This window comes from Cellvibrio chitinivorans (genome assembly GCF_035117775.1).
GTDB lineage: Bacteria > Pseudomonadota > Gammaproteobacteria > Pseudomonadales > Cellvibrionaceae > Cellvibrio > Cellvibrio chitinivorans.
The window spans coordinates 325,557-351,172 of record NZ_JAYKKN010000003.1 but is presented as its reverse complement, the minus strand read 5'-3'; the positions used below and the strand labels follow the sequence as shown (position 1 = coordinate 351,172).

Annotated in this window: 21 protein-coding genes; 9 read left to right on the top strand and 12 right to left on the bottom strand. The window is 47.9% G+C overall.

Annotated features, from left to right (window positions below; genetic code table 11):
- Positions 1 to 12 precede the first annotated feature (12 nt).
- The 3 genes from SPL68_RS11400 to SPL68_RS11390 all read right to left on the bottom strand — a co-directional run bounded on the left by SPL68_RS11400 (position 13) and on the right by SPL68_RS11390 (position 2,892).
- Positions 13 to 1,299 carry a glucuronyl esterase domain-containing protein gene (locus SPL68_RS11400; RefSeq protein WP_323815275.1) on the bottom strand — a complete coding sequence of 429 codons (1,287 nt, stop codon included), beginning with the start codon at positions 1,297 to 1,299 and terminating at the stop codon, positions 13 to 15.
- 124 nt (positions 1,300 to 1,423) lie between these two features.
- Entirely contained in the window at positions 1,424 to 1,786 is a 363-nt protein-coding gene (locus tag SPL68_RS11395) for a DUF2845 domain-containing protein (protein ID WP_323815274.1), read from the bottom strand.
- A 167-nt stretch (positions 1,787 to 1,953) separates the two neighbouring features.
- Positions 1,954 to 2,892 (bottom strand): sodium-dependent bicarbonate transport family permease, encoded by a 939-nt coding sequence (locus tag SPL68_RS11390; RefSeq protein WP_323815273.1) that lies wholly within the window; start codon positions 2,890 to 2,892, stop codon positions 1,954 to 1,956.
- A gap of 123 nt (positions 2,893 to 3,015) precedes the next feature.
- On the opposite strand from SPL68_RS11390, the gene SPL68_RS11385 reads away from it, so the two are divergent.
- On the top strand, positions 3,016 to 3,969 hold the full coding sequence (locus SPL68_RS11385) for a LysR family transcriptional regulator (RefSeq protein WP_323815272.1): 954 nt from the start codon (positions 3,016 to 3,018) through the stop codon (positions 3,967 to 3,969).
- Between the two features lie 6 nt (positions 3,970 to 3,975).
- Here SPL68_RS11385 and SPL68_RS11380 read toward each other — a convergent pair whose 3' ends face one another.
- The 8 genes from SPL68_RS11380 to SPL68_RS11345 all read right to left on the bottom strand — a co-directional run bounded on the left by SPL68_RS11380 (position 3,976) and on the right by SPL68_RS11345 (position 13,021).
- A complete protein-coding gene (locus SPL68_RS11380) occupies positions 3,976 to 5,040 on the bottom strand; it encodes an FAD:protein FMN transferase (RefSeq protein ID WP_323815271.1) in 1,065 nt (354 codons plus the stop codon).
- Positions 5,041 to 5,105: 65 nt separating this feature from the next.
- Positions 5,106 to 6,014 carry a recombination-associated protein RdgC gene (rdgC, locus tag SPL68_RS11375; protein WP_323815270.1) on the bottom strand — a complete coding sequence of 303 codons (909 nt, stop codon included), beginning with the start codon at positions 6,012 to 6,014 and terminating at the stop codon, positions 5,106 to 5,108.
- Positions 6,015 to 6,209: 195 nt separating this feature from the next.
- Positions 6,210 to 6,830: an FKBP-type peptidyl-prolyl cis-trans isomerase gene (locus SPL68_RS11370; RefSeq protein WP_323815269.1), complete on the bottom strand. Its 621-nt coding sequence runs from the start codon at positions 6,828 to 6,830 to the stop codon at positions 6,210 to 6,212.
- A gap of 44 nt (positions 6,831 to 6,874) precedes the next feature.
- Positions 6,875 to 7,987: an AI-2E family transporter gene (locus tag SPL68_RS11365; RefSeq protein ID WP_323815268.1), complete on the bottom strand. Its 1,113-nt coding sequence runs from the start codon at positions 7,985 to 7,987 to the stop codon at positions 6,875 to 6,877.
- 141 nt (positions 7,988 to 8,128) lie between these two features.
- Positions 8,129 to 8,305, bottom strand: a complete 177-nt coding sequence (locus SPL68_RS11360) for a FeoB-associated Cys-rich membrane protein (RefSeq protein ID WP_323815267.1) — start codon at positions 8,303 to 8,305, stop codon at positions 8,129 to 8,131.
- Positions 8,306 to 8,328: 23 nt separating this feature from the next.
- Complete coding sequence (gene feoB / locus SPL68_RS11355) at positions 8,329 to 10,185, bottom strand: ferrous iron transporter B (RefSeq protein ID WP_323815266.1); 1,857 nt, start codon at positions 10,183 to 10,185, stop codon at positions 8,329 to 8,331.
- 91 nt (positions 10,186 to 10,276) lie between these two features.
- Positions 10,277 to 10,558 (bottom strand): FeoA family protein, encoded by a 282-nt coding sequence (locus SPL68_RS11350; RefSeq protein ID WP_323815265.1) that lies wholly within the window; start codon positions 10,556 to 10,558, stop codon positions 10,277 to 10,279.
- A gap of 93 nt (positions 10,559 to 10,651) precedes the next feature.
- Positions 10,652 to 13,021, bottom strand: coding sequence for a fatty acid cis/trans isomerase (locus SPL68_RS11345; RefSeq protein WP_323815264.1), 2,370 nt, complete (start codon positions 13,019 to 13,021; stop codon positions 10,652 to 10,654).
- A gap of 290 nt (positions 13,022 to 13,311) precedes the next feature.
- On the opposite strand from SPL68_RS11345, the gene SPL68_RS11340 reads away from it, so the two are divergent.
- The 3 genes from SPL68_RS11340 (at position 13,312) to SPL68_RS11330 (ending at position 18,845) form a co-directional block, all read left to right on the top strand.
- On the top strand, positions 13,312 to 14,154 hold the full coding sequence (locus SPL68_RS11340) for a DUF3014 domain-containing protein (protein WP_323815263.1): 843 nt from the start codon (positions 13,312 to 13,314) through the stop codon (positions 14,152 to 14,154).
- A gap of 373 nt (positions 14,155 to 14,527) precedes the next feature.
- Positions 14,528 to 17,224 carry a TonB-dependent receptor gene (locus tag SPL68_RS11335; RefSeq protein WP_323815262.1) on the top strand — a complete coding sequence of 899 codons (2,697 nt, stop codon included), beginning with the start codon at positions 14,528 to 14,530 and terminating at the stop codon, positions 17,222 to 17,224.
- 52 nt (positions 17,225 to 17,276) lie between these two features.
- Positions 17,277 to 18,845, top strand: coding sequence for a tryptophan halogenase family protein (locus SPL68_RS11330; protein WP_323815261.1), 1,569 nt, complete (start codon positions 17,277 to 17,279; stop codon positions 18,843 to 18,845).
- On the opposite strand, the gene SPL68_RS11325 is transcribed toward SPL68_RS11330, so the two are convergent.
- Positions 18,842 to 19,555 (bottom strand): DUF6445 family protein, encoded by a 714-nt coding sequence (locus SPL68_RS11325; protein ID WP_323815260.1) that lies wholly within the window; start codon positions 19,553 to 19,555, stop codon positions 18,842 to 18,844. The two genes, SPL68_RS11330 and SPL68_RS11325, sit on opposite strands and share 4 nt — an antisense overlap.
- Before the next feature lie 608 nt (positions 19,556 to 20,163).
- Between SPL68_RS11325 and nagK the strand changes: the two genes are divergently transcribed.
- The 5 genes from nagK to nagB all read left to right on the top strand — a co-directional run bounded on the left by nagK (position 20,164) and on the right by nagB (position 25,612).
- Positions 20,164 to 21,090, top strand: a complete 927-nt coding sequence (gene nagK, locus SPL68_RS11320) for an N-acetylglucosamine kinase (RefSeq protein WP_323815259.1) — start codon at positions 20,164 to 20,166, stop codon at positions 21,088 to 21,090.
- 15 nt (positions 21,091 to 21,105) lie between these two features.
- Entirely contained in the window at positions 21,106 to 22,410 is a 1,305-nt protein-coding gene (gene nagP / locus SPL68_RS11315; RefSeq protein ID WP_323815258.1) for an N-acetylglucosamine MFS transporter NagP, read from the top strand.
- A gap of 41 nt (positions 22,411 to 22,451) precedes the next feature.
- Positions 22,452 to 23,540, top strand: a complete 1,089-nt coding sequence (locus SPL68_RS11310) for an acyltransferase family protein (RefSeq protein WP_323815257.1) — start codon at positions 22,452 to 22,454, stop codon at positions 23,538 to 23,540.
- A 46-nt stretch (positions 23,541 to 23,586) separates the two neighbouring features.
- On the top strand, positions 23,587 to 24,744 hold the full coding sequence (gene nagA, locus SPL68_RS11305; RefSeq protein ID WP_323815256.1) for an N-acetylglucosamine-6-phosphate deacetylase: 1,158 nt from the start codon (positions 23,587 to 23,589) through the stop codon (positions 24,742 to 24,744).
- Between the two features lie 73 nt (positions 24,745 to 24,817).
- The gene (gene nagB / locus SPL68_RS11300; protein WP_323815255.1) at positions 24,818 to 25,612 is read left to right on the top strand and encodes a glucosamine-6-phosphate deaminase; all 795 of its coding nucleotides are present in this window, start codon (positions 24,818 to 24,820) and stop codon (positions 25,610 to 25,612) included.
- Positions 25,613 to 25,616: the final 4 nt, after the last annotated feature.

The following is a 25,616-nucleotide window of genomic DNA, read 5'->3' as shown; positions in this document are numbered from 1 at the left end:
CTTGTTTGCGTGTTAATTCAGTTCGGGTGTTTCCCAATTTACCCAGCGTGAAATTTCCACCGGAAAAGTGCTGTCCGTATTTTGGACTTGCGTATTTATCGCTTCATCGCCCAGTAAAAATTTTTGTACAAACGCATCAACGTAGGCTTGTTGACTGGCAGGTAAATAGCAATGGTTGTGACCACCTACTTGCGATACACCCATATTGTCGCTCGCACCCAGCGCTTTCCAAATTTCCTGCGCGATAACCGCAGTGGTGTAAGTGCTTTGGTTGCCCAGCCACTCCATAGTTGTATTTTCAACGACTAATAATCCGCGTGGGGCGATTAGACCCATCACGCTGTGGTGATCAAATGGCAGCTTGGTTGCCGCTTCACTGAATATTTTAAATCGCTCCGTAAACCACACATTTTCAGTAACAATTTGGCGCAGGGTTTGTACGTTTTGCCCGGCTGCTAATTGCGCATCAGAAATACGCCAACTCGCTGCACCACCGGAGCCAGATTCTTGCATGATGGTCAGTGCAATACGCTCGTCCAATGCACCGGCAATCAGCGCGCCCTTACCATTACGTGAACAACCGGTTACGCCCAAACGATCAGAGTTGATAAGGGAATTGTTTGAGGTTTGTAGTACATCAATTAATCGGCTTACGCCCCAAGCCCATGCCGTCATGGCGCTGGCGCTATGGTCGCTACCGTAGATCTCATAAAACTTTCCCTTCCCGCGCGAATCACCATTTTGCTGTTCGCCCAACAGATTGTTGGGGAATTGAATTACGGCAATACCTTGTTGTGACAGCGCCTCATTATTTAGATAGGAATTGCCAATGCCGATCATCGCGGGGTAAGGCGCTGTTCCGGTTGCAGGAAGAATGATATTTGCCTCGAATGAAATTGCTTTGCCATTTTCATTCACAGTGACGATGATTTTTTCGTTGCTGATGGTGCCGCTCACCTGTGCTGGCGCTGGCGGTTTTAAACCCAACTCGTAGTGCTGCACTTGCGCGGCAATTTCTGCGCGTCGGCATGGCCATTGTTGTTTTTGCGTGACGGCTGTTCCGTCGCCAAATACAAATGGATTGGGCAGGGTGGCTATAGGCGGCAGATCGGCAAAGTCCGATAGCACTGGCGCGCTGTAATCGCCCGCAATCATTTCACTAATGCTTGAGCTTAATGCTGTAGATGAAATCGCCGCAGATGATGTATCTGTTGTGCTTGCGTTGCCGCCATTCCCACCGCAACTGCCAAGCACAAAAACAAGGGCTGAAAAGATTGAACATTTAATTAAAACTCTCATTCGCTGTTTCCTTAAGGTAAGGGTTGTTATTGCTATGAGAGGTTGTGTTTGAGTAAAACTTTTATCGTTGTGGCGCCACCATAAAATGTTCAACCCTGATCTGCAATTAGCTAAACAAGACTTATCACTTCACACGGTCGCCATAACGAATGGTCTGTAGCTTGCCCCGAGCGAAATACAGATGGGTTACAAATTTTCCTTTTGCCGGTGTGTAAGTCCAAATATCAACATTCTCACAAGTCGCAATGGCTGTGTTGTTTTGCACATTGTTATCGCCATTTTGCACTCCCTGTGGTTGTGTGGACAGTGCAATAGGTTCGCAGTAGGTATCGGTCACTAGCGGCGCACCACATATATTCAGAACATCCGCTTTGGTATCCCCAATCTGCGCAAGCGCGCCACCACAGCGCAACGACTCCGCAAAACAGCTGCTGGATACACCCGCGAAAAGAGTCAAGCCAATAGCAAAAGTCGTAAAACCGTTCATCGCAATCTCCTTGGTTGAATAATCGATTCACTCTATTCCTTGCGGCTGAATCTGGTATGAATTGGAGTCGTAGGTTGGGCAGCTATGCCCAACATTTTCACATCAATACAAAAATGTTTTTTCAAATAAAAGTTGGGCATTGCTGCCCAACCTACCTTAATAAATTTTTAAATCCCGCCCATTAATTCCACCATCCAGTAATAAACCGGAATTCCAAGCAGCACATTCAGCGGAAAGGTGATGCCGAGTGAAGCGAATATTGCTAATCCCACATCCGCATCTTTTATCGCCGCTTGAATCGCTGCGGGGGCTGCGATGTATGACGCGCTGGCGGTGAGGGCGGAGAGGATTAGTACGCTGCCTTGAGGCAAACCTAGGGCGATGCCTGCTAGTGCGCCGACTATTGCTAATGCCAATGGCGCGATTAGTGCGAAGGTGACCAGCTTCCAGTGCTGCCAAGGGAAGGGGGCTAAATGCTTGGATGCACACACTCCCATCTCCAACAAAAACAGTGCGAGCAGGGCTTTGAAGGCGCCGAGGAAGAGGGGGGCTATGTCTTTGCTGCCTTCGGCGCCGTAGAGGTAGCCGATGATCACGCCGCCGGTCAGTAACACAACGCCACGGCTGGTGAGCGCTTCGTGCCATACGCCTTTCATGTTGCTGCCACTGCCTGTGGCGCGTTTGTAGAGCAGGATTCCCACCACAATCGCGGGCAGCTCCAGCAATACCAGGTAGAGCGTGGTTTGCGGGGCGATGCTCAGGTTGTGCGATTCTGCGTAGGCGAGTGCCACCGCAAAAGTACCGGCGCTGGCGGAGCCATAGTGAGCGGCGATGCTGGCGCTATTGGCGGCGGTGAGCTGCACGAACTTGCGCAACAGTGGATAGAGTGCGAGGGGAATGGCTATGCCGAGCAGAATCACGGTGATCACTTCCGGCAGCAGTTGCCAGTGCATGTTGCCGTGCAGCGCGAGGCCGCCTTTGAGGCCGAGGGTCAGCATAAGCAGAATACTGAGGGTGTCGTAAGCCGCTTTGGGGACTTTAAGGTCGGACTTGGCGACCCCGGCGATAACGCCGAGAAGGAAAAACATAATCACTATATTGGGCATGGCTGGTCTCCGGTGGGCTTGTTTCCGGGCGCCATTGTCGTCAGTAGCATCAATAGAAGATAATTAATGTTTAAATAATTTTATATTTACGATTATCTATATTCTGCTTGCGAGGAGGTGCTTATGAACATCCGCCATCTGACTTTCCGGCTGTTGCAGGTTTACAGTGCAGTGGTACGCACTGGGTCGATTTCGCAAGCGGCGGGGCAGTTGCATCTCACCCAACCAACGGTTTCCTTGCAGATCAAGCGCCTGACCGAAGCGGTCGGCGAGCCTTTGTTGGAAGTACGCGATGGTCAGTATCAGCCGACTTTTGTGGGGCGCGAGTTGTACCACGCGGCACAGGATGCGCTCACGCGCTTTGACGACTTCAATGATTTTTTAAGCGATGCCGCCCAAGGCACCAAGGGGCATTTTGGTATCGGAGTCGTGACGACGGCCCAGTACGTTTTGCCGCGTCTGCTCAGCCCCTATGCGCTGCAATATCCGGCGGTGGATGTGACTTTCAATATCGGCAACCGCGGCCATGTGTTGCAGCGCTTTCAAAATCAGCTGGATGATCTTTATCTATTCAGTCATCCACCTACGGGCGACCATGTGGTAAGTGCGCGCTTTTTGCGCAACCCGCTGGTGCTTATCGCCCCGCTACAACACTGGGCGGCGCAGCGGGATGAGGTGGAATTTTCCGAGTTGGCCAACGAGCGGTTTTTAATGCGTGAACCGGGCAGTGCGACGCGCATGGTGTTTGAAAACTGGCTGCGTGAGCAGAATTTCCAGCTTCACAAAACCTTGCAGATCGAAAGTAACGAAGTCATTCGTTTGAGCGTGGAGACGGGCTTGGGGTTGGCGGTGATGTCGGAACACACTTTGGCGCAGCGTGCTGACAGTAAGGTGGCGATTATTAAGGTGCGCGATTTTCCGCTCACCAGTCACTGGTATCTGGTGCGTCACGGCGACCGGCGCTTGCCGATTGCGGCACATAATTTTATCGAGTTTATGAACACCCATTTGGGCGAGTGGATGGAGGCGAAATACATTCTTAACGAGCTGGATGCCCTCTTGGGCACCCGCTCATAAAGACGATTAAGGTTGGATCAAACGCACATCAGTCATGTTTTTCAGCACATCGCTTTGCGTCTCGATCAGCTCATCGCCCTCTTGATCGATAAACAAAACCGCCAGCTGATTTTCGTTGGCGACTTTCACGCCCTCTTTGCTGCCCAAGCACGAAAACGCCGTTGACCAGGCGTCCGCCAGTGTTGCGTTTTCCAGCAAAATTATTGCGGATACGGTGCTGTGTTCAACAGGCTTACCGGTGCGCGCATCGATGATATGGCTGTAGCGTTTGCCGTTGCTATCAAAGAAGTGGCGATAGGTGCCTGAAGCCATTAGTGACATAGGTTTGCCGGTGTCGAAGCTGGCGATCTTGTACATCTTGCGCTCATCCGGTAGCGGTTTTTCCAGCGCTATACGCCATGCCTCGCCATCCGGTTTTTTGCCGTTAATTTTCAGTTCGCCGCCAATCTCAGCCATATAAATTTCAATGTCGAACTGTTCAAGAATCTCGACTATGCGCGTAACGGCGTAGCCTTGGCCAATAGAAGATACATCGATACGCAAGCTGGGGATGTGTTTGCGTAGATGGGTGGCATCAACCGTTTCCAGATTATCCAATCCGATCACTGCCATAGTTTGTGCAAGGTCAGCATCACTCGGCGGGCTGAATACATCTTTCTTAAAACCCCACAAATCAAACAGCGGTTTTATGGTGAGGTCGTAGCAGCCATTGCTCGCGCGATGAATTTTGCGCGCATCTTCTACCAGCGCAACCAGCTCAGCATCCACCTCGATGCTATCTGTGCTTTGCTGCGCATTAAATTGCTCGATCACTGAATCATCGCGATAGTTGGATAAGACTTTATCCATACGCGCCAACTCATCATCAACCGCTTTTTTAACGGTGCTTGCATCAGCGTCGGAGTCTGCGGGCAGCTCAAAGCTGATGTGATAAGTCGTGCCCTGCGCAAAGCCTTCGATTTTGGTGATTTCAGGGGTTTTGCTGCATCCAAACATCAATGTGCTGGCGGCAATGAGTGCGAGACTTTTTAGTGCGGGGCTTTTTAGTACAGGACTTTTGAAAAATTGCATAGTCATAGTTCCAGTAGTGAGTGAACTTGCAGGCGCCGTAGCGCCTTATGTAAAGCTATTTCGGTTTACTCCGGATCAGCTTCGCCGCCGTAAGCAGCGAGTAGGGCAGCGATAAAGTTTTTCAGTTCCATCGCCATAATCGCAAAGTCGGCATCGAATTGTTCCGCTTTGCTTTCTGGGTTGCGCTCGTTGGCTTTATCGCTAATTACATCTTCAAACTTCAAACGTTTGATGCCGAGTTGATCATCGACGATGCAACTGATGGACTCTTTCCACACCAGCGCAATTTTGCTCACATGCATACCGCTTTCGAGATGATTTCGAATTTCGCTCGCGGTGAGGTCCTGCTTTTTACAGCGAATCACGCGGCCATCTTTCGCAGCCTGTAATTCCACTTCTTCGCCCAATTCAAACTGATGCGGCGCTTCGCTTTCACGCAGCCAGTGGGTCATCACTTGCGTAGGTATATTTTTTGGGGCGATAGGCAGGCAACGCAGACTACCAAGTGCTTCGCGCAATTTGCTGAGCAAATCTTCCGCGCGCTTGGCGGACGAGGAATTCACCACAATCATCTTTTCTTGTGGCGCGATATACGCGAAATCCAGCGATGAACGAGTAAAGGCTTTGGGCAGCAGCGAGAAAATAATTTCGTCTTTCATTGTGTCGCGCTCTTTGCGACCAATCGGACGCGACTCTGCTTCGCTAAGGGCGAGCACTTTTTCTTCAAGCTGTTCTTTGACTACGCCGCCGGGCAGAATTTTTTCCTGCTTCTTCGCGCAAATCATAATGTAGCCATTGGTCACGTGAATAAATTCGCTGCCGTGGCGGCCGAGCGGAAATTCAAAACCGTAACGCATTGGGTCGAGACTGCCGCAGGGGTTAAAACAAAACTCGGCCAGCTTCTCATTTAATTCTTCAGCGGAAATAGTCCACTCTTCGGTCAGGCGATACAAACGTAAATTTTTAAACCACATGGAGAATCCAACAACAGAATAGGTTTTTATTTAAGAGGAGATGAATTACTTGGCGGCGATGAAGCATGGGGTTCGGGGTGATCTTTGAGACCGTATGCGGCATGGATGCCGCATCCGAGCCCCCAGGGATGGGTTTACGGCGTGTCGAAAAAGGTCACCCCGAAACCCATGCTGGTGGTTATTTCAAACTGAAAATCAACCAACAATATCAATCAACTCAACATCAAAAATCAGCGCTGAGTAAGGCTTGATACTGGCACCCGCACCACGCTCACCGTAGGCAAGGTTGTAAGGGATGTACAAGCGGTACTTGGAACCCACTGGCATCAATTGCAGAGCTTCAGTCCAACCGGCGATAACACCGTTAACCGGGAAGTCGATTGGCTGGCCACGATTCACAGAAGAATCGAACACAGTGCCATCGATCAAAGTGCCGTGGTAATGAGTTTTCACTTTCGAGGTCGCGGTTGGAATCGCACCAGTACCCTGAGTGATCACTTCGTACTGCAAGCCAGATGCAGTCACAGTAATGCCATCTTTTTTAGCATTCTCAGCCAGGAAAGCTTCGCCAGCCGCAGCCAACACTTTGCTTTGCTCAGCTTCTTTCGCTTGCATTTGCGCGTTGATCGCCTCAAACGCCGCTTGCATTTGCTCGTTGCCAAAGGGCATATCCACGCCTTTCAGAGCATCCATAACGCCTTGCGCCACAGCCTCTGGCGATACACCGTCAAACGGATTGCTGGCGAGTTGATCGCCCATTTGGCGGCCAATACCGTAGCTCACCAGTTCTTCGTTCGTCTTGTACTGAGTAGACATAAAATCATTTCCGCTAAATAAACAAGGCCGCGCAGTCTAGCAGATCATGCGGCAGAATCCTTATTGGATTCGGGCTCAGCGTCAGGATTCGACAGTTGTGCGTGCAATGGTTGATCGGGATGTACATGCACTTCGCGCATAAAAATCCCCCAAAAGACGATAAAAATCGCGGCGACCAAAGGCCCTACCACAAAGCCATTGATACCAAATAATGCCAATCCGCCAAGGGTGGATAAGAGCACAAGGTAATCGGGCATTTGGGTGTCGCGGCCAACCAGAATCGGGCGCAGGATATTATCGATCAAACCAATTACGCCCATGCCGAAGCCTGCCAAGACTATCGCTTTCACGGTATCGCCAGAGGCCAAAAGGTAGATGGCTACTGGTGCCCAGACGATGGCCGGGCCAACCGCCGGAATCAGCGACATCATCGCCATTACCACCGCCCACAAGAGCGCGCCGGGAATACCGAGCGCCCAAAAGATCAGACCGCCGAGACTGCCCTGAACAATAGCGATAACAAGGTTGCCCTTAATGGTGGCGCGGGTTACTTCGGCAAATTTGGCAAACAATAAACGCTCGCGGGCATCGCCCATTGGCAGGGCGCGAATGATTAGCTCAATCAGACGCTCACCATCGCGCAGCAGGAAAAAGGTCAGGTACAACATCAAACACATATTCAGCAGCAAGCTGAAGGTGTTCTGACCAATGCTCAGGGCATTTTGCGCCAGCCACTTACCGCCGCTCATGGTGACGTTTAACGCACCTTCTTTGACCTTGGCAAAATCGAGACCGACGCGCTCCAGCGAGTGTTGAATGGTAGGGAAGGCGGTGCGTACCTGATCTATGTATTGACCGGGTTTAATCTCGCCATCCTCAAACTTTTGATAGTAGTTAGCACCTTCGGCCACTACCGAGCTGATGAGCACAGTGACGGGCAGCACGACCACCAAAATACACGCCAATAACGTCAGTAGCGAGCAGGTATTTACTCGCCCCGGATAGCGCTGTAGCAGTTTGCGCTGCATGGGATAAAAAATAATGGTGATGGCACAGGCCCAGAAAATAGTGCCGAAGAAGGGTTTTAAGATCATTAAAAACCCGAGGGTTACGAGTATCAAAAACAGAAGAAAAGTACGTGTTTCCAGTTGCGGCATAGCACTGATCCTTGGATGAGAAATCTTTATGGAGAAAGGCGTGGCTCGACTATACGGGAGCCGCTGCGCAGGAGCCAGTACCCCGCGTCATCCTTGTGCGGTAAACCAAGCGCAAACCAGTAACTTGTAGGCGATGAATACTCAGGACTTATCGGAAGGATTGCTACAGCTGGATTTGTTGGGGGTATCACAGCTGCTGCATCCACCACAGGCAGCGGATTTTTTTGCGGGGAACAACCAGCGGCGCACTAAAAAGTACACCGCCGCGAGGACGCATAAGCCAACAATCACTTCTTGCCAGGGAATGTCTTGCCACATAAATGCCTCCTAAAACCTTGGTGTTAGCTGACCAGTATGCTGGCGATTTGGAAAGTCGCCCAAGCGGCAAAGTAAGCCAAGCCAAATAAATAGACAGTAAAAAACGCGGTCGATTTCATCGAGTTGGTTTCGCGTTTTACCACCGCAATTGTGGCCAAACATTGTGGCGCATACACAAACCATGCGAGATACGCAAAAGCGACTGGCAACGACCAGCTGGCATTTATCGCTGCACCCAAAGCAACATCAATTGACTCTTCACCTACTGCATACACAGTTGCGAGTGCAGCAACGGCGACTTCACGTGCGGCCATCGCCGGAATCAGCGCAATACACATCTGCCAGTTAAAGCCCAGCGGCGCAAACAGCGGCTGCATAAAGTGACCTAGCTGGCCGGCAAAGCTGTAGTCGATTGCGGGCATGGTGGCGTTTTCCGGCGCGCCGGGGAAGGTGGCGAGAAACCAGATCACAATGTTCAGCGCCAGAATGATGGTGCCTACGCGACGCACAAAAATCCAACCGCGCTCGCGCAATCCGATCAGCAGGTGATAGGCCATCGGCAGGCGATAGCTAGGCAGTTCCAGCAGCAGCGGGTAATGCTCGCGCTCCTTACGGCGGCGCATAATCCAGGCGATCAGCGCTGCGCTGATAATCCCCGCCAAGTAAAGAGCAAACAAAGTCAAACCTTGTAGGTTGAACATTCCCCATACGGTTTGCTCGGGGATAAACGCGCCGATAATCAACGCGTAAACCGGCAGGCGCGCGGAACAGGTCATCAGTGGCGCCACCATAATGGTGATAAAGCGCTCGCGCGGATCAGAGATGGTGCGGGTCGCCATAATGCCGGGAATCGCACAGGCAAAGCTGGAGAGTAACGGAATGAACGAGCGTCCGGACAAGCCCAGTCCGCGCATGGGGCGGTCGAGCAAAAATGCCGCGCGAGTCAGATAGCCAGTATCTTCAAGCAGCAAAATAAAGAAGAAGAGGATGATAATTTGCGGCAGAAACACTAATACGCCGCCAACGCCCGCGATCAAACCATCCACAATAAAGGCTTTTAGAATGCCGTCGGGCATAGTATTGCCGACCAGCTCGCCGAGTGAGCCGAAAATGGTTTCGATTAAATCCATCACCGGCGACGCCCAGGCAAATACCGCCTGAAAAATCACAAACAGAATACTGAACAGAATCGCCAAGCCCAGTACCGGATGCATCACCACGCTGTCGAGGCGATCCTGCCAGCGGGGCAGGGTTGGCGGCTGGATAACATGTTGCTGCATGAGGCTTTCGATTTCAGCGTAAAGCGCTTCCACCGATTCCTGACGATCGCTCAGGGTGAGGCTCTGCTCGCCTTCTGGCAGTGCGGGCTGTTGCGCCCGCTCATCCATAAATGCGCGCAATTCGCTAACACCTTGGCTGTTAACTGCAACAGTTTCGATAATCGGCATGCCAATCGCTTGGGAGAGCGCAGCAGTGTTAATGCTAATACCGCGGCGTTTGGCTTCATCCATTTGGTTGAGCGCCATGACCATAGGGCGATTCAGGCTTTTCAGCTCCATCACCAAGCGCAACCCCAAGCGCAGATTGCAGGCATCGACTACGGCGATGAGTAAATCCGGGCGGCGCTCACCGGCGAGCTTGCCGAGGATCACATCGCGCGCGACCTGTTCATCGGGAGAGGTCACAAACAAACTGTAGGTGCCGGGTAAATCCAGCAATTCAGCGGCTTTGCTCAAACCGGTCACCATACCGGAGCGGCGCTCAACGGTAACGCCGGGGTAGTTAGCAACCTTGGCGCGGGCGCCGGTCAGGCGATTGAATAAAGAGGTTTTACCGCAATTGGGATTGCCAATCAGCGCAAAGCGAATAGGGGCGGACATTCTTGCTACCTGAGGTTGCTAGCCTGCATCCAAGCGAAAGAGCAGGCGGTATCGATTAAGGATGATTAGGAACGAATAACTGCACTAATAATTAGAGTTGAATAGGCTCAACACAGATTTTGGCTGCCTCAGCGCGGCGCAACGCAAACTTGGTGCCGTTCACTTGTACCGCCAGCGGGTCTGAACCCAGCAGACCAAAGCCGATGACTTTTAATGGTGCTCCGGGTAAAAAGCCCAATTCTTTCAGACGTAAGGCAACACGTTCATCCTGAGCGCCGAACAAAGGTTGATCAATTAATCCGGTTACGCGCACAGTCGCGCCGCGGGCGCATTGATCAAGGCGAAGGCTTTCGCCAGACGGGGCAGTATTCATGGCTAATATCTTGTTTGTAAATGAGATTGATTATTAGCGAGAATACTGTATTTGCCGCCAAGCCGCAATTTGCGCTTGGCGGCTTTACCTTCCTTACCTATTTTCCAAGCGGTTGTAATCCAGTATTGCTGCTTCATCAGGATCAGTTTGGCGATAGAGTTTGTGCACTAAATCGCTAACCGCCCAAAAATCGCTGCTGCTGCGGCGCACGCCGTAAATATCGCGCAGTACCCGGTAATCCTGCTCTGAATTCAGTTTTTGCACGCGGTTGATGAAGTCGTCCATCTGGTGCTCTTCCACTTTCATAAAACTATTGGGGTAGGCGCCAATCACGCCCTGAGCGATAGTCAGGTTGTCCTCACTGGGAATGCGGCGTTCATCTTCACCGAATAATGACGACAGGTTGGTGTAAGCGTTGTTATGCACAAGAGTGAACAGCCCCACCTTGGGTACATAAATGATGGTGGTCTGCGGTAAAAAGCTGATGGGCTTGCCGCGCGTATTTTGCAGCTTCTCATAGCGTGCGCGTTTGTGTTCCGGCAGCGCAGGCGCACGTATGTTGTGCGGCGATTGGCTAATACTCCCTATGTGCTTTTGCAGCATCTCATACAGCTCCAACTTGGGTGTGTTGGTTTTGTAGTCCAGAAAGGTGGGGACTTTAAGTTGGCCTATGTAGGCATCTATATAGGTCTGCAGGTTTTCTTCTGCGCCCCGATACCAAGATTTGAATTCAGCTTCCTGTGCTTCGGCAGGCAAAAGGCCGACAAATCCAGATTCACCTTCAATCCGCAAAAAGTCCATATAAAGACGGCTGAGCAATTGGTGGGATACATTGCCATAGACGTCAAAGCCGGCAACCAATAAATAGTGGATTCGCTCCAGCAGTGGATAGCCAATGATCCACGCTGTTTTGGGCGGTTCACCGACCAAACCTTTATGCACACTTGCACTATCACTGTGGCGGAAAATAGTCAGGGCGGCATTGGGATTGGTGCCTTTATCGCCATCCCAAATGATGTTGATACCCTGCTTGGTTCCCCCTTCGGCAGCTTTGGATTGCACCAGCGCAGCCTTGGCATTGAGATACTCCATTTGCATCTCGGAATACTTCAGCCAGTTGCTCAGTGGGCGAAAGGTGTTGCCCGCTTCGCTTGGCAAACTTAAATGCTTGCTGTTCGCCGCTAGAAACTGGGAATCCATTTCGGAGCCTTGGGTTTCGGGTGAGAAGAAATACACCCAGAAGTGATCTTGAATCACATTCAGCGCAACCTGGCCGCGGCACACCGGGCCTTTAATGAAATTCATGATGGTGAATTGCGCTTCTTCCAGCATAAAACGGTAGCGGGCGTTGATCGGCAATTCCGCGAAGATAATAAACGGGTTGGCGGTGGTCTCGGGTTTGTAATCGGGCAAACGAGTGACTTCATAGCGAGCTTCCGCTGCTTCAGAGAAGAAGAGTTCGTGCCAGCGCTCCATGCGCGCCTTGCTTAATGCATAAGGCATATAGGTTTTGGCAAGTGTGCTAGATGGATCTTGCCAGAGGCGATAGTAAACGCGGCTTACCTTCGGATCGTCATAGGGGCGAGATGTGCTGATGCGGTCCAAAGGTTCACCCGGTGGTGTGCTGGAGCGTACAAGGCGGAAATGCGCGTCTGGCGCCTCGGCAAATGTCAGATGCGCCAAAAACAAGTGTTCATATATATAGCGGCTGACCAATTGCCCTTTCAGGCTCGCATCATTAAAGAAGCGCTCCCACTCAGCAACTTGCGTAGTAATTGCGGCAGGGAGTGCTTTAGGAGTACCCATAGCCGCGCCCTGTGCTAGCCAATCCATCGTAATCCTGTGTTCTTCAGGGTTTAAACCGGGCAGACCATAGGGCATACCCCAGAGTGGTTTGTCCTCGGCGAAGCTATCAAAGGTTTCTATACCGGCGCAGTATTGGGTTGAGTCGAGGCTGAAATCGAAGGTTTCTGGCAGTATCGCCGTTTGTGGCAGCGGGTGCTGTTGCTTAAGTGCCAGCGATTGTGCCATCACCCCGGCATTAATATTGGCGTTGGGGGTGTTGTCGCGTTCATTTAATACCGGATGGAAGTTTTTGGTACGCCATTCGGCGGTGCTCTGCGCATCTTCAAACAAACGGGTCAAAGGGTCGCCAGTAAGACGGGTAGCGTAAACCTTCGCTGGATTGGCGCCGCGCAACAAACCCTCGTAAGCCTCCAGCTTGAGCTGACAGGGCGCGTCATAACAGCCGTGGCAGACAACACAGCGTTGTTCGAGGATAGGGCGGGTGTCTTGGTAATAGGTCAGACTGGCGTTGGCAGGGCCATCACTCAGTTCGCGTGGCATGGGTTTACCGTAGAGTTCATCCCAGTGGGATACGGCAACAGTAGCGCAACCTAGAGTGACGAGAAATATCAGCCCAAGACTGCTGCGTAAAAGGTTGTGTACGAATCGTCTAAACATGACAAACAACGGATGTTGGCGAATCATAATGGTCCTTGTAATTGTGGATTTAATCAGTTTGGCTAAAACGGTGGAGGGAAACTGAGGAACTGATGCTGGCTGAGGCTGTCCCCTTAATAGGGATTAAGCCATAATTCAGCTGTACTATTACTTAATGTCAGGTTCTTGATATCAGGTTTTTATGATCAAAGGCTCTTAATATCTCTGCAATAAATAGCAGAGGTCGCTATAAGAGCCAACAATCTTAAAAATCACTGATCTTAAAAGTCGCTAATCTAAAGGGTATTGTAATGAGTGATGACTATCAACCGCGCAAAAAATCATCGTCAACCACATTGATTGTTATTGTGGTGCTGGCGTTATTTGCGGCGGGCGCTTTCTTTCTGTTACGTGATGATAAACCAGCGGTAACACCTACTGTTACCGCGCCCGTACCAACTGCTCCCCAAGAGTCAGTCGCTACCAGCAGTGCAGCGGCTCCTATTGTTGAGTACGAACCGCCTCAACCAGTCATTGAGGTTGAACCTATCCCTGCATTAAATGAAAGTGATAGCAGTATCCTCGCTGCACTGGAGCAATTGCGTGGTGAGGGTTTGATTCAGCTGTTAGTGCCGCAAGAAGTCCTGCGTAAATTTGTTCTTGCCGTTAACAATATTGCTGAAGGTAAAGTCATACACGAATACCGCCCGGTTGTATCGCCCCCACCGCCTTTTATCGCCGAGTCCTTTACTGTGATGATTGAGGGAGTGGCTGCGGAGCAAGAGCGGGTCTCCCCCAAGAATTATCAGCGCTACGAGTCATATGTCACTACCTTGGCATTAATTGATAGCGACGCGGCGGTTGCAGTTTATCGCCGTTTTTATCCTCTGCTGGAAGAAGCCTTTCGCGAATTGGGTTTGAAAAAACCTAACTTCCACAGCGTGATGATTGCCGCTATCGATAACCTGCTTGCAGCACCCGATGCGCAAGGTGATTTGTTATTGGTTCAACCGAAAGTGTTTTATCAATATGCTGACCCTGCACTTGAAGCTCTGCCGCAAACGCACAAATTAATGTTGCGTATGGGCCCCGAAAATGCGCGCAGTGTGAAGGCAAGTTTGCGCCAATTGCGTGCGCGACTGGTGAATCAGTGATACAAGTTTGTGCATGAGTGATTTGCATCACAAACAGTAAAAAAGCCGCTCTTTAGCGGCTTTTTTATTAATCGGATAAGTCATGTGTGTATTTTGGTAATCCTTTCTGTTTCTCTGCAAAAAATATTTTCCTGCTGTCTGCCTCCTCTTGTGTCGCAATAATCATCCAACCAATTGATTTGCAACAAAAACTTACAAAAGTTAAAAGTTTTTAGCGGCTCTCCGCTTATTACATATTGCTTACAAATATGTTGACAACGTTGTCCCCTGTGGATAGTGTTTGCTCATCGACAACGTTGTCTTACAGGCGCGAATGTCGAAGGGTTTGGGTAATTATTAATACACACAAATTGCAAGTCACGGGAGAATAACCATGCGTAACAAGTTAAGTGATGCGATCAAACTGGCCAATAAGAGTGCATTGATGCTCGGTTCAGTAGCAGCCGTCACCATGATGGGTTTTGCAACTACTGCTAATGCACAAGCAGGCGCAGAACCAGAAGAAGTTTTGGTAACCGGTATTCGCAGCGCATTGAAAAACGCTGTTGATATCAAGCGTAATTCAACTGCAGTGGTTGATGCTGTATCGGCTGAAGATGTGGGTAAATTCCCAGACTCAGACGTAGGTGAGTCTCTTGGCCGTATACCTGGCGTAACTGTTGGTCGCGCATTTGGTCAAGGTGCATCTGTTTCTATTCGCGGTGCAGCACCACAAATGACCTTGACCCAGTTGAATGGTCAAAACGTTGCTTCTACCGGTTGGTACGATCAACAAGCTATTGATCGTAGCTTTAACTACTCATTGCTTCCATCACAATTGGTTGGTGGAATTGATGTTTACAAATCATCACAAGCTGACCTGAACGAAGGTGGCATCGGCGGTACTGTTATCGTTAAAACCCGCAAACCTTTGGATATGGAAGCTAATTCTGTATACGCTGGTGTTAAAGCGCGTACCGGTGAGATCAGCGATGACGTTTCACCTGAAGTATCAGGTTTGTACAGCTGGAAAAACGATTCAGAAACATTCGGTATTTTGGTTGCTGGTGCCACTGAAGATTTTGACTATGTACGTCGTGGTACCGAAGCTGACTATCGTTGGTCGGATGACGTTTCTCCAACTACTTTTATCCAAGAGCGTGAGCGCACTGCGCTGGACTTGACTGCTCAGTGGGCTCCTACTGAAGCTCTGTCTATGACTTTGCATGCCTTGTCTCTTGATCTGAAGGCTAATAACACTAACACCAGTACCTATCTTTTTACTGGAATGGATAAAACCACTTCCAACTACGTTTGTGAAGAAACTAATGCGGCTGGCGTCTGCGTTAAGAACACCGTTAAAGAGCCAATTCGCGGTGATCTGACTGCTGGTTGGGCAAGTGGTGCGCTCGGAACAGAAGTGTTTAACCAGACTTGGGGTCGTGTTGCTAGCATGACTTCTGATACCTATGACTTCGAGATGGAATACAGCGGTGATGCATATAAAGTTACTGGCCGTGTAGGTAATACGAAGGCTGAGGGTGGTACAGACCTCACTACTAACTTCTCTCATTTCGCCAGTTTGGGTGATTACAACATGGCGTTGTGGGCTGGTAGCATTGATGCTACAGGCAAGAAAATCAAAATCGATGCCACTGCTGATATGAACATGACTATCGATAACTATCGTGATCAAGCAGCAGCAGAAGCTTGGGCGGTAAAAAGAGGTCCAAACTCTGATGAAGAAACTTATGCACAAGTGGATTTTGAGTTTGACTTGGATTTGGGTGCAATCAAATCTTTCAAAACTGGTTTCCGTACTACGGATCATGATGTTGAGAAATCTTCTGATGCGGCAGTAATTGGCACTCAAACTCAGAATGACACTTCTATGTTCTATAACGGAACTTTTGAAGTGGGTTCAAATGGCTTCAAGGCGCCAAAGCCAAATCTGGGTGCGATGATCGCTGCTACCAAGGCTGATATCGATGGCTGGAAAGAAGAGCGTTCAGGTTACGCTGCGCTGAATGAGAAAAATGATGCGCTCTACGGTATGTTCACTTTTGAAGCTGATGCAGTTAAAGGTAACTTCGGTCTGCGTTATATCAGCAGTGAAATCACCGGTACTTCATACGCTATTGACGGTACTCCGTTAGCAGATGGTGACTTGGCTCAAAACGCGTACTACAGTGCTGACAAGTCTTCCACCAAAGAAGATTATGACGATGTATTGCCAAGTGTGAACGTGTCTTTCGATCTGACTGATGACTTGGTGTTGCGTACATCTGCATCACAAGCGATCAGTCGTCCAAACTACAACGACATGTTTACTGCCGCAACTCAAGCAGGTTACCAAGACACCGTGCAAGGTAATGAGCGTTTGACCATTGGTAATATTGGTTTGAAACCAATGAAATCGTCTCAAGCTGACTTGGGTCTTGAGTACTACTATGGCGATGGCAATCTGGTCTCTGCAACTTACTTCGTTAAGTCAATCAACAACTTCGTTACCACCGAAATTCAAGTGAACCAATCTATTGGTTTGGTAAGCCCGGATACCGGCCTCGACAATTGGGAAGTTAATACCCTGAAAAACGCCGGTGGTGGTGAGATTGATGGTATTGAATTGCAATTGAACCACGCATTCGATAATGGCTTTGGTATTTCTGCAAACTACACCTACACCAACGGCAATGCGCCAATGGAAAGCTATGCTGATCGCATCGGCGTGTTTACCGAGTCATCAAAAGACAGCGTGAACCTGGTTGGTTACTGGGAAAATGATGTTTACTCTGCTCGCGCTGCATACAACTGGCGTTCAGAGTACATGATTCGTGAAACTGGTTACTACGGCAACCGTATGCATGACGATTTTGGCTCACTTGATTTGAGTTTGGGATGGAATGCTACCGACAATATCAGTGTAACTTTCGAAGCAACTAACTTGCTTGCTGAAGATGACGTTCAATATGGTGCTGCAGAGGCCTATACTGCTGCATATGGCATGAAAACCCCATTATTGGAAGGTTTCCCTGCTTGGTCATTTGAAGGTGAAGCTAGCTATATGTTGGGCGTAAGCTTCAAACTGTAATAGCTGTGTAGTCCAAAAAAAGCCCAGCTTATGCTGGGCTTTTTTATTTCTAATGTATTTATTAGCTAAGTTGATGGTGGCGATGATGAAAATTAAACGGGTGGCAATTGTGGGGGGCGGTACAGCTGGGTGGCTGGCTGCAAATCACTTGGCGGTAGAGTTAAAAGCCGAACCGAATATTGAAATTACCGTCATCGAATCTCCAGAAATTGGCATTATTGGTGTAGGCGAGGGGACTGTGCCACATATCCGTAAGTCGCTCCAAAAATTTGGTATTTCTGAAGCAGAATTACTGGCGTCTTGCGATTGCACATTCAAGTGCGGAATTAAATTTGTCGATTGGTTGTGCGCTGAAAAAAATGGCAAAGGCAATTTTTTTTATCATCCTTTTTCTTCCCCCTACCCAGGTGGCTACGATGTTACGCCTTACTATCTGCAGAATAATAAAACGATTAATTTTTCTGCCGTCACTGAGGTAACTGCTATTGCAGAGGCGATGAAATCACCCAAGCGAATGGATTCATTAGCTTATGAAGGTGTTACCAATTATGCCTACCATTTCAATGCGGTGAAGTTTGGCCAATTACTCGCACGCAATGCAACGCAACGCTTTGGGGTGAAGAGAAAGTCGGCCACAATTGTTGAGGCGTTGCTGAATGAACAGGGTGATGTCGATGTTTTAATAACAAGTGCAGGCGAAAAACTGGAATACGATTTTTATGTTGATTGCTCAGGGTTTCATTCGCTGCTATTGGGTAATTTGTTGCAAATAAAATTCGTCGATAAATCAGCACAAATTCTTAGCGATACTGCGATTGCGGTGCAAATTCCTATTCCTGAAACATCAGAGGTTGCGCCTTACACGCTTGCTACTGCACACGGTGCAGGGTGGGTGTGGGACATTCCGCTTATTAATCGCCGCGGTGTTGGTTTTGTTTATTCCAGTCAATATATGAATGACGAAAGGGCGCTTACTGGTTTGGCCAATTATCTTAATGTAGAGGCCGATTCTCTCTCTCCGCGAAAAATTCAAATGCAAATAGGTTATCGGGAGAAATTCTGGCATAAGAATGTGGTGGCTTTGGGCTTGGCTCAAGGGTTTGTTGAGCCATTGGAGGCAACATCCATATTAGTCACGGATTTTTGTGCGGAATTATTTGCGCGAAATTTTTCAGTGGAGCGGTCCACTATGTCGGTGGCGGCTAATTACTGTAATAAGGTGGTGGCTTACACTTGGGAGCGGGTCATGGATTTCGTGCAAATGCATTACTGCATCTCCAATCGAACAGATTCCGAATTCTGGAGAGCAAATACCATAAAGGCTGATATTTCAGATGTATTAGCTGAAAGGCTGGAAATGTGGGAAGTGAATTCACCCAAGAAGTCCGATTTTTTTAGCCGCTTTGATCTGTTTGATGTGGATAACTATTTGTATGTTCTTTACGGGATGAAATATAAAACCAATCCCAAAGCAATGACTCAGCGAGAAGAGAAAATATTTGCAGCCGAGTTAGAAAAAATAATGCACCAAGGTAAGCAACTTGAGCAGGGGTTGCTGGGGCATCGTGAATGGTTAACGCGATTTAACAATGCCTATCAGTCCAGTATTACCAAAAGTTAGAAATCATAAAATGTATTGACAGTTAGTCTGCCTGTACGTGGGTGACTATCAACACTGATATTGGATTCAATAAAAGGAGCATGCAATATGCTCCCTTTATAAATTACTAGTCGGTTGAACTTGGCTTGAACCGAGCCTATTTTGGTATACAGCTCAGTTGAATCTTTTATGTAATCTGCTTTAGGGCGTTTGGTATTAAGCTCATCGTAACAAACATCCAAATATTGTTCGCGAGTAGTTGCGGTAATCTGATCTAAGCCAGTGGCAACATGGCGATAAAACGCGGTTCCACCGTGATGTTCATCGCATAGATATAGTAAAACAGCTATATGATGTGGATTGCTGGAGTCAAAGTGCGGTGTGCGCTGTAGGGGGCCAAGTGTTTCCGGTTGCATAGTGAGCAATGAAAATGAACAAGGGCTTTTGCGAATATTTAGATGTGCCGGAATCTGAAGTTCTCGCTTAATAATTGGCTCTAAAAATGTTGTGATGTTGTAAGAGTAGTCCTGAGGAGCCGGAGCGCGAATACCTGGATATCCTTTTTTATTTTCGTAACCTGGGTAGGGGTTGAAAATACTTTGTGCAGCAATATCAACCATGGTTTGCGGCTGCTGTAATAGGTCATCAATCACAATAATTTTTTTCTGTTCGTTGCCAACAGTAAAAGATTTAATCTGTAAATTTTCATTTAAAGAGTAGAGCGATTTCATTTTTTTCTCGAGTTTAGTGCTGGTTAAGCTGGCTGCTATTCAGCAGCGGATTTAATTTCCATGAATAGTTAAATATTACTCGTTTTACGTTTGGGATGGGTATTTTGTTAATAATATTTAATTGCGAAGCCACTCGTGTATGGTCGTCCATACTGCAATGGCATTTATCCCTCTCTGTGCCATCAGCTAAGGGGTGCTTTTCTGCTATTTTGGTGCAAATAACTGGATGGGGCTCTCCAATTTTGTGCATAAAAACATAGTGATAATTTCATATATTTATAGCTATTGTACTTAGATGAAAAATTTACAAAAAGAGTAAATATTTTGTTTGACAACGTTGTCTGATGATCGTAATCTAATCCTGTCCGATGATGACTCCTGAGGCTGATAACTCTCCTTGTTAGTCTCAGTATCATGGGGCATGAGTTCTCTAGAGCTGTAGTAGTGGTCTTGTGGTTAGTGTCCTGCGGGGCACTAACCTTTTTTTAGCCCTTTCACTTGTCGTCGCAGTCTTTTTCAGAACGCATTACACTGGAGATTCAATTTTTGGTATCTGGCGCGAAAATTAACATTGTCAGGTATTTGCGCTAAAAATAAAGAGGTAGATCATGGCAAAGATGCCGCTCGGTGAAAAAACCTTGTATATCGGGATTGATGGCGGCGGTACTAAATGTCGTGCCAGTATCATGACCTCGGATTTACAGGTGCTGGGTACTGGTGTCGGTGGTCCTGCTAACCCTTTTCAAGGTGTACAACAAGCCAAAGATTCTATTCGCACTGCTGCTGAACTGGCATTGATAGATGCTGGGCTACCTCCTTCTGCTATGAGCGAGTTAATCGCTGGTGCCGGTCTTGCTGGTGTCAATGTTCCAAGCCTTTACGATGTGATGTCAGCTTGGGAACATCCTTTCAAAGAAATGTATCTCACAACTGATCTGCATATCGCCTGCCTTGGTGCACACAATAGTGATGAAGGCGCAGTGATGATCTGCGGTACAGGTTCTTGTGGTTATTCCTATGTTGGCGACCAGTCTCTATTTATTGGTGGGCACGGTTTTCCCATTGGCGATAAAGGTAGCGGTGCCTGGATGGGGCTTGAAGCTATTCAGGCGATTCTGCTTGCATCAGATGATTTAGGCCCGCAAACCATTTTAAGTAAATCGATAGGCGATTTCCTGCAAGCTTCAGGTGTGATGATTGTTGATCGTATGTTCGGAGCAAAACAGGGCGATTACGCCAAGTTTGCAATTTTTGTTGTCGATGCTGCTGATGCTGGCGATGCGGTTGCTATAGGTATCGCTAAAGAAGGTGCAGCTTATATGAGCGGTATTGCACGCAAATTGTGGGCAACAAACCCCGGTCGTATGTCGATTATCGGTGGCTTGGCTCCGCGTCTTATCCCTTGGATGGAAAAAGATATTGCCGATAAACTTTCTCCTGCTTTATATCAACCTGAGTTTGGCGCCGTGTACTTTGCCAAGCAACGTATTCAACTTGCCAATAATAATCAGAGTGTTTTAACCACTGCTAACTAATGCGAGAAATCAATTATGAATAACGAAGCTGTTGCTACGCATGCACCGGACACAAATCTAAAGGGATCTTTTATTCCTTTAATTATGATTGCTGGCCTGTTTTTTATTTTGGGTTTTGTTACTTGGCTTAATGGTTCATTGATGCCTTATCTGGAGCTTGTGCTTCAGCTTACGCCATTCCAGGCATCATTTATTTTGTTTTCTTTTTATATTGCGGTAACCGTTTTTTCGCTGCCGTCGTCTTGGATTATTCGTAAGGTTGGTTACAAAAATGCAATGGCGATTGCATTGGCGGTAATGGCTTGTGCGGCATTGTTATTTATTCCTGCTGCAAAAACCCATCAATTCGCACTGTTTCTAGTTGCACAGTTCATGATGGGGGCGGGTCAAACTTTGCTGCAAACTGCTGTGAACCCTTATGTAGTGAAAATCGGCCCAGAAGAATCAGCTGCGCGTCGCATTAGCATCATGGGAATTCTGAATAAATCTGCTGGTATTGTTGCGCCGATTGTATTTACTGCGCTGATTTTGGGTGGGATGACTGCTCACACATCGGAAACACCTAGCGCAGAAGAAATAGAACAATTGGCCAGTAATTTGGTAATGCCTTACATTTATATGGCGCTGATCATTGGTGTGGTTGCGTTGCTGGTTAAGCTCTCATCTTTGCCTGAATTGAATTTGCATGAAGACGAAAACGATCATCTGCCACTGCGCGAAGTATTCCAGTTCCCAAGCCTTGTATTGGGCGTGATCGCGCTGTTTGTTTACGTGGGCGTCGAAGTTATTGCGGGCGATACCATTGGTGCTTATGGTCGCAGTATCGGCTATACCAATTTCTCTATCCTCACCTCTATCACTATGGGTTGTATGGTGGTGGGTTATATCCTCGGGATTATTCTGATCCCTCGTTTTATCTCTCAACAAAAAATGCTTTCTATATCGGCGGTCTTGGGTGTGATTCTGAGTTTGTCCGTAGTGTTTGGTAGCAATGAATCCACAGCTATTAGTTCACTGTTTGCTTTCCTTGGTGCGCCTGCAATTCCCGACACTATTTTGTGTATCGCGCTATTAGGTTTGGCGAACGCGATTGTATGGCCTGCGATTTGGCCGCTGGCACTGAGTGGTTTGGGTAAATACACCAGCACAGGTGCGGCACTGTTGATCATGGCGATTGCCGGTGGTGCTGTATTGCCAGTGATTATGGGTGGTGTGGCGAGTTTGGTTGATCGTCAAACCGCTTACATAGTGATGACACCTTGTTACTTGTTCATTCTTTATTACGCAGCTAAAGGATACAAACTGCGCAGCTGGAAATAAATTTCCGCAGGATTTTTGAAATATCATCTGCGAGGTGTCCGATGGTCAAACAACGTTTTTTAGCTTTAGATGTAATGCGTGGTTTGACCCTCGCGTTGATGATTCTGGTAAACACTCCCGGTTCCTGGGAGTTTGTTTACGCACCGCTACTGCATGCAGACTGGCATGGTGCTACACCAACTGATTTTGTATTTCCCTTCTTTATGTTTATTGTTGGTTCAGCTATGTACTTCTCTGTACGCGGCTTGAGCCAACTTACTTTTGCTGAACAATCCAAAAAAATTCTACGCCGCGCTGCACTGATGTTTTTAATTGGTGTGTTGTTGGCTGCTTATCCATTCAATGAAAGTCTTGATCAGTGGCGTGTGATGGGCGTGCTGCAACGTATTGCGATTGCCTATGCGTTTGCGACATTTATCATTTTGTATTTCGGCTTCACTGGCCGAATGATCATTAGCGCCGTGTTGTTGGTTGGTTACTGGGCGTTGTTAAATTTATCTGCTGACCCTTATAGCCTAGAGCACAGTGTTGTTCGTCAATTCGATTTAAGTGTTCTGGGCGCAAGCCATTTGTGGCAAGGGAAGGGGATGCCATTTGATCCCGAAGGTATTCTCAGTACCTTTCCTTCCATTGTTAATGTGATTCTTGGTTTTGAAGCAACACGTGTATTGCTTGCCAGTGAAGATAAACAAAAAGCGCTGATGAAATTATTGATTTCTGCAATCGTGCTGATTGCGGTAGCGCTCTTGTGGAATGGTTCGTTTCCGATTAATAAGTCATTGTGGACTAGCCCATTTGTATTGCTGACCTGTGGCTTTGCGATTTTATTGCTAATCGTGTTGGTTAAACTTGAGCAATCTGCAGCGGCAAATACGATTAAACCTGTGTATCACTTTTTTGAAATTATTGGCAAAAATCCACTGTTTATTTATGTGTTGTCAGGGTTATTGGCAACGACTTTGTACTTGATTCCGGTGGGCGGCGAGTCTGCTTATGCAGCGCTGTACGGTGCTTTCCGCACCTTCGCCGATCCTTATTTAGCATCACTACTGTTTGCATTGTTAATGGTGGGTATTTTGTGGTTTGTTGCTTGGGTCTTACACAAGCGCAACATCATTATCAGTTTGTAATTTTTTAACGTGGTCGATGCAGAAAGCTGTTTTTACAGGTGTTTTTATGAAGCAAGCGTTATTAGGCGCGCGCATTTTTACCGGTGATGTTTTTTTAGATGACCATGCGTTGGTCATGGAAGGCGAAAACATTATTGCCTTAACTCCGCGCGCGGAATTAGATGAATCTATCCCACAGGTATTACTGGATGGCGGTGTTATCGCCCCAGGTTTTATTGACTTGCAGGTGAATGGTGGTGGTGGTGCGTTTTTTACTAACGACACCAGCGTAAACGCTATTCAGACCATGCTCAATGGTCATCGCCCGACTGGTACAACATCGTTATTGCCGACGTTAATTAGTGATACGCGCGAAGTGCATCAAGCAGGTGTAAAAGCCGTTGCCGATGCAGTCGCAGCAGGTATCAAAGGTGTTCTGGGGGTGCATGTTGAAGGGCCATTTTTTGATATGGCTCGCCGCGGTGCGCACAACGAGCGTTACATTCGCAAAATGGAACAGGCCGATATTGATTGGTTGGTCGATTCAGTAAAAGCGCAGCACGAATTTAAAGTCATGCTTACGCTTGCACCTGAGCATGCAGATGCTGGCCAAATTAAACAATTAACCTCTGCCGGTGTGGTTGTTTGTGCAGGTCATACCGACGGCCATTACGACGATGTTGTTGCCGCGCTAAAAGAAGGTCTCTCTGGTTTCACGCATTTATACAATGCGATGCGCCCAACTACTGGCCGTGAGCCGGGTGTTGTTGGTGCAGCGCTGGAAGATAAAAATAGTTGGTGTGGAATTATTATCGACACCTATCACGTACACGCTGCCTCTGCACGTATCGCCTATGCTGCCAAGCCAAAAGGCAAGGTGTACTTGGTGACTGATGCTATGTCGACCGTAGGTTCGCCGGAAAAGTCGTTCCAAATTTATGGTGAGACGATTTATGAAAAAGATGGCTGTTTGGTAAATGCCGAAGGGCGTTTGGCGGGCAGTGCAATTGGGATGATCGATGCAGTTCGTCTCAATACGGATTGGGTTGGTGTTGAGTTGGCAGAAAGCTTGCGCATGGCCTCGCTGTATCCTGCGCAATATATGCAGGTTGATGATCATCTCGGCCGGATTCAAGCGGGTTTTCGTGCAGATTTAGTGCACTTTACCGATGATTATCGCGTGACGCATACCTGGATTGCAGGCGATGGTTTGCGCCACAGCTAAGTTTTTTTGATTGTTGTTTTTGTGTTAATTGTTTTTTAATTTTTTCGGTCAATACCACTCACTGGAGTGCTCAATGAAAGTTGTTATTTTGAAAGATGCTGCTGCAGTTGCTCAATACGGCGCAAATATTTTTATTAAACAAATTAGTCGTAAACCAGATTCGGTACTGGGTTTGGCAACTGGCTCAACACCTGTGGCGCTTTACAAAGAATTGATTGAGTCCTACAAAAGTGGGCAGGTTTCATTTAAGAAAGTCAGCAGTTTTAATTTGGATGAATATTTAGGTTTGCCTTCAAATCATCCGCAAAGTTATCGCTACTTTATGAATCAGCAATTGTTTGATCATATCGACATCGATAAAGCATCTACCTTTGTGCCACCGGGCGATGCAGAAGATCCGTTCACTGCTTGTGCGTTTTACGAAACGGCGATTAAGCAAAAAGGCGGAATCGATATTCAATTGCTGGGTATTGGTCGCAATGGTCATATTGGTTTTAACGAGCCATCATCTTCGTTGATGTCGCGTACTCGCATCAAAACACTGACTAAAGCAACCATTGATGACAATGCCCGTTTCTTTGGCCCGGATGAATATCAGCCGCACCTGTCTATCACTATGGGTATCGGCACTATTCTGGAATCGAAAAAAGTTGTGTTGTTGGCGACGGGTGAAAACAAAGCTGAAGCGATTAAAGCAACAGTGGAAGGCCCGCTGACGGCTGCTTGCCCGGCATCTGCTTTGCAGTTGCATGAGCAAGTTGTGTTGGTAATCGATGAAGCGGCGGCATCATTGTTAAGTGATATTGAGCTGTACAAACACATCGAAGTTGAAAACCAAAAATTGTTAGAGCGTCTTGGTCGCGCTTAATAGC

Bases quoted from the DNA above. Each gene is read 5' to 3' on its own strand.
- SPL68_RS11400 (WP_323815275.1), bottom strand. From the start codon at position 1,299: ATGAGAGTTTTAATTAAATGTTCAATCTTTTCAGCCCTTGTTTTTGTG.
- SPL68_RS11395 (WP_323815274.1), bottom strand. From the start codon at position 1,786: ATGAACGGTTTTACGACTTTTGCTATTGGCTTGACTCTTTTCGCGGGT.
- SPL68_RS11390 (WP_323815273.1), bottom strand. From the start codon at position 2,892: ATGCCCAATATAGTGATTATGTTTTTCCTTCTCGGCGTTATCGCCGGG.
- SPL68_RS11385 (WP_323815272.1), top strand. From the start codon at position 3,016: ATGAACATCCGCCATCTGACTTTCCGGCTGTTGCAGGTTTACAGTGCA.
- SPL68_RS11380 (WP_323815271.1), bottom strand. From the start codon at position 5,040: ATGCAATTTTTCAAAAGTCCTGTACTAAAAAGCCCCGCACTAAAAAGT.
- rdgC (WP_323815270.1), bottom strand. From the start codon at position 6,014: ATGTGGTTTAAAAATTTACGTTTGTATCGCCTGACCGAAGAGTGGACT.
- SPL68_RS11370 (WP_323815269.1), bottom strand. From the start codon at position 6,830: ATGTCTACTCAGTACAAGACGAACGAAGAACTGGTGAGCTACGGTATT.
- SPL68_RS11365 (WP_323815268.1), bottom strand. From the start codon at position 7,987: ATGCCGCAACTGGAAACACGTACTTTTCTTCTGTTTTTGATACTCGTA.
- SPL68_RS11360 (WP_323815267.1), bottom strand. From the start codon at position 8,305: ATGTGGCAAGACATTCCCTGGCAAGAAGTGATTGTTGGCTTATGCGTC.
- feoB (WP_323815266.1), bottom strand. From the start codon at position 10,185: ATGTCCGCCCCTATTCGCTTTGCGCTGATTGGCAATCCCAATTGCGGT.
- SPL68_RS11350 (WP_323815265.1), bottom strand. From the start codon at position 10,558: ATGAATACTGCCCCGTCTGGCGAAAGCCTTCGCCTTGATCAATGCGCC.
- SPL68_RS11345 (WP_323815264.1), bottom strand. From the start codon at position 13,021: ATGTTTAGACGATTCGTACACAACCTTTTACGCAGCAGTCTTGGGCTG.
- SPL68_RS11340 (WP_323815263.1), top strand. From the start codon at position 13,312: ATGAGTGATGACTATCAACCGCGCAAAAAATCATCGTCAACCACATTG.
- SPL68_RS11335 (WP_323815262.1), top strand. From the start codon at position 14,528: ATGCGTAACAAGTTAAGTGATGCGATCAAACTGGCCAATAAGAGTGCA.
- SPL68_RS11330 (WP_323815261.1), top strand. From the start codon at position 17,277: ATGTATTTATTAGCTAAGTTGATGGTGGCGATGATGAAAATTAAACGG.
- SPL68_RS11325 (WP_323815260.1), bottom strand. From the start codon at position 19,555: ATGAAATCGCTCTACTCTTTAAATGAAAATTTACAGATTAAATCTTTT.
- nagK (WP_323815259.1), top strand. From the start codon at position 20,164: ATGGCAAAGATGCCGCTCGGTGAAAAAACCTTGTATATCGGGATTGAT.
- nagP (WP_323815258.1), top strand. From the start codon at position 21,106: ATGAATAACGAAGCTGTTGCTACGCATGCACCGGACACAAATCTAAAG.
- SPL68_RS11310 (WP_323815257.1), top strand. From the start codon at position 22,452: ATGGTCAAACAACGTTTTTTAGCTTTAGATGTAATGCGTGGTTTGACC.
- nagA (WP_323815256.1), top strand. From the start codon at position 23,587: ATGAAGCAAGCGTTATTAGGCGCGCGCATTTTTACCGGTGATGTTTTT.
- nagB (WP_323815255.1), top strand. From the start codon at position 24,818: ATGAAAGTTGTTATTTTGAAAGATGCTGCTGCAGTTGCTCAATACGGC.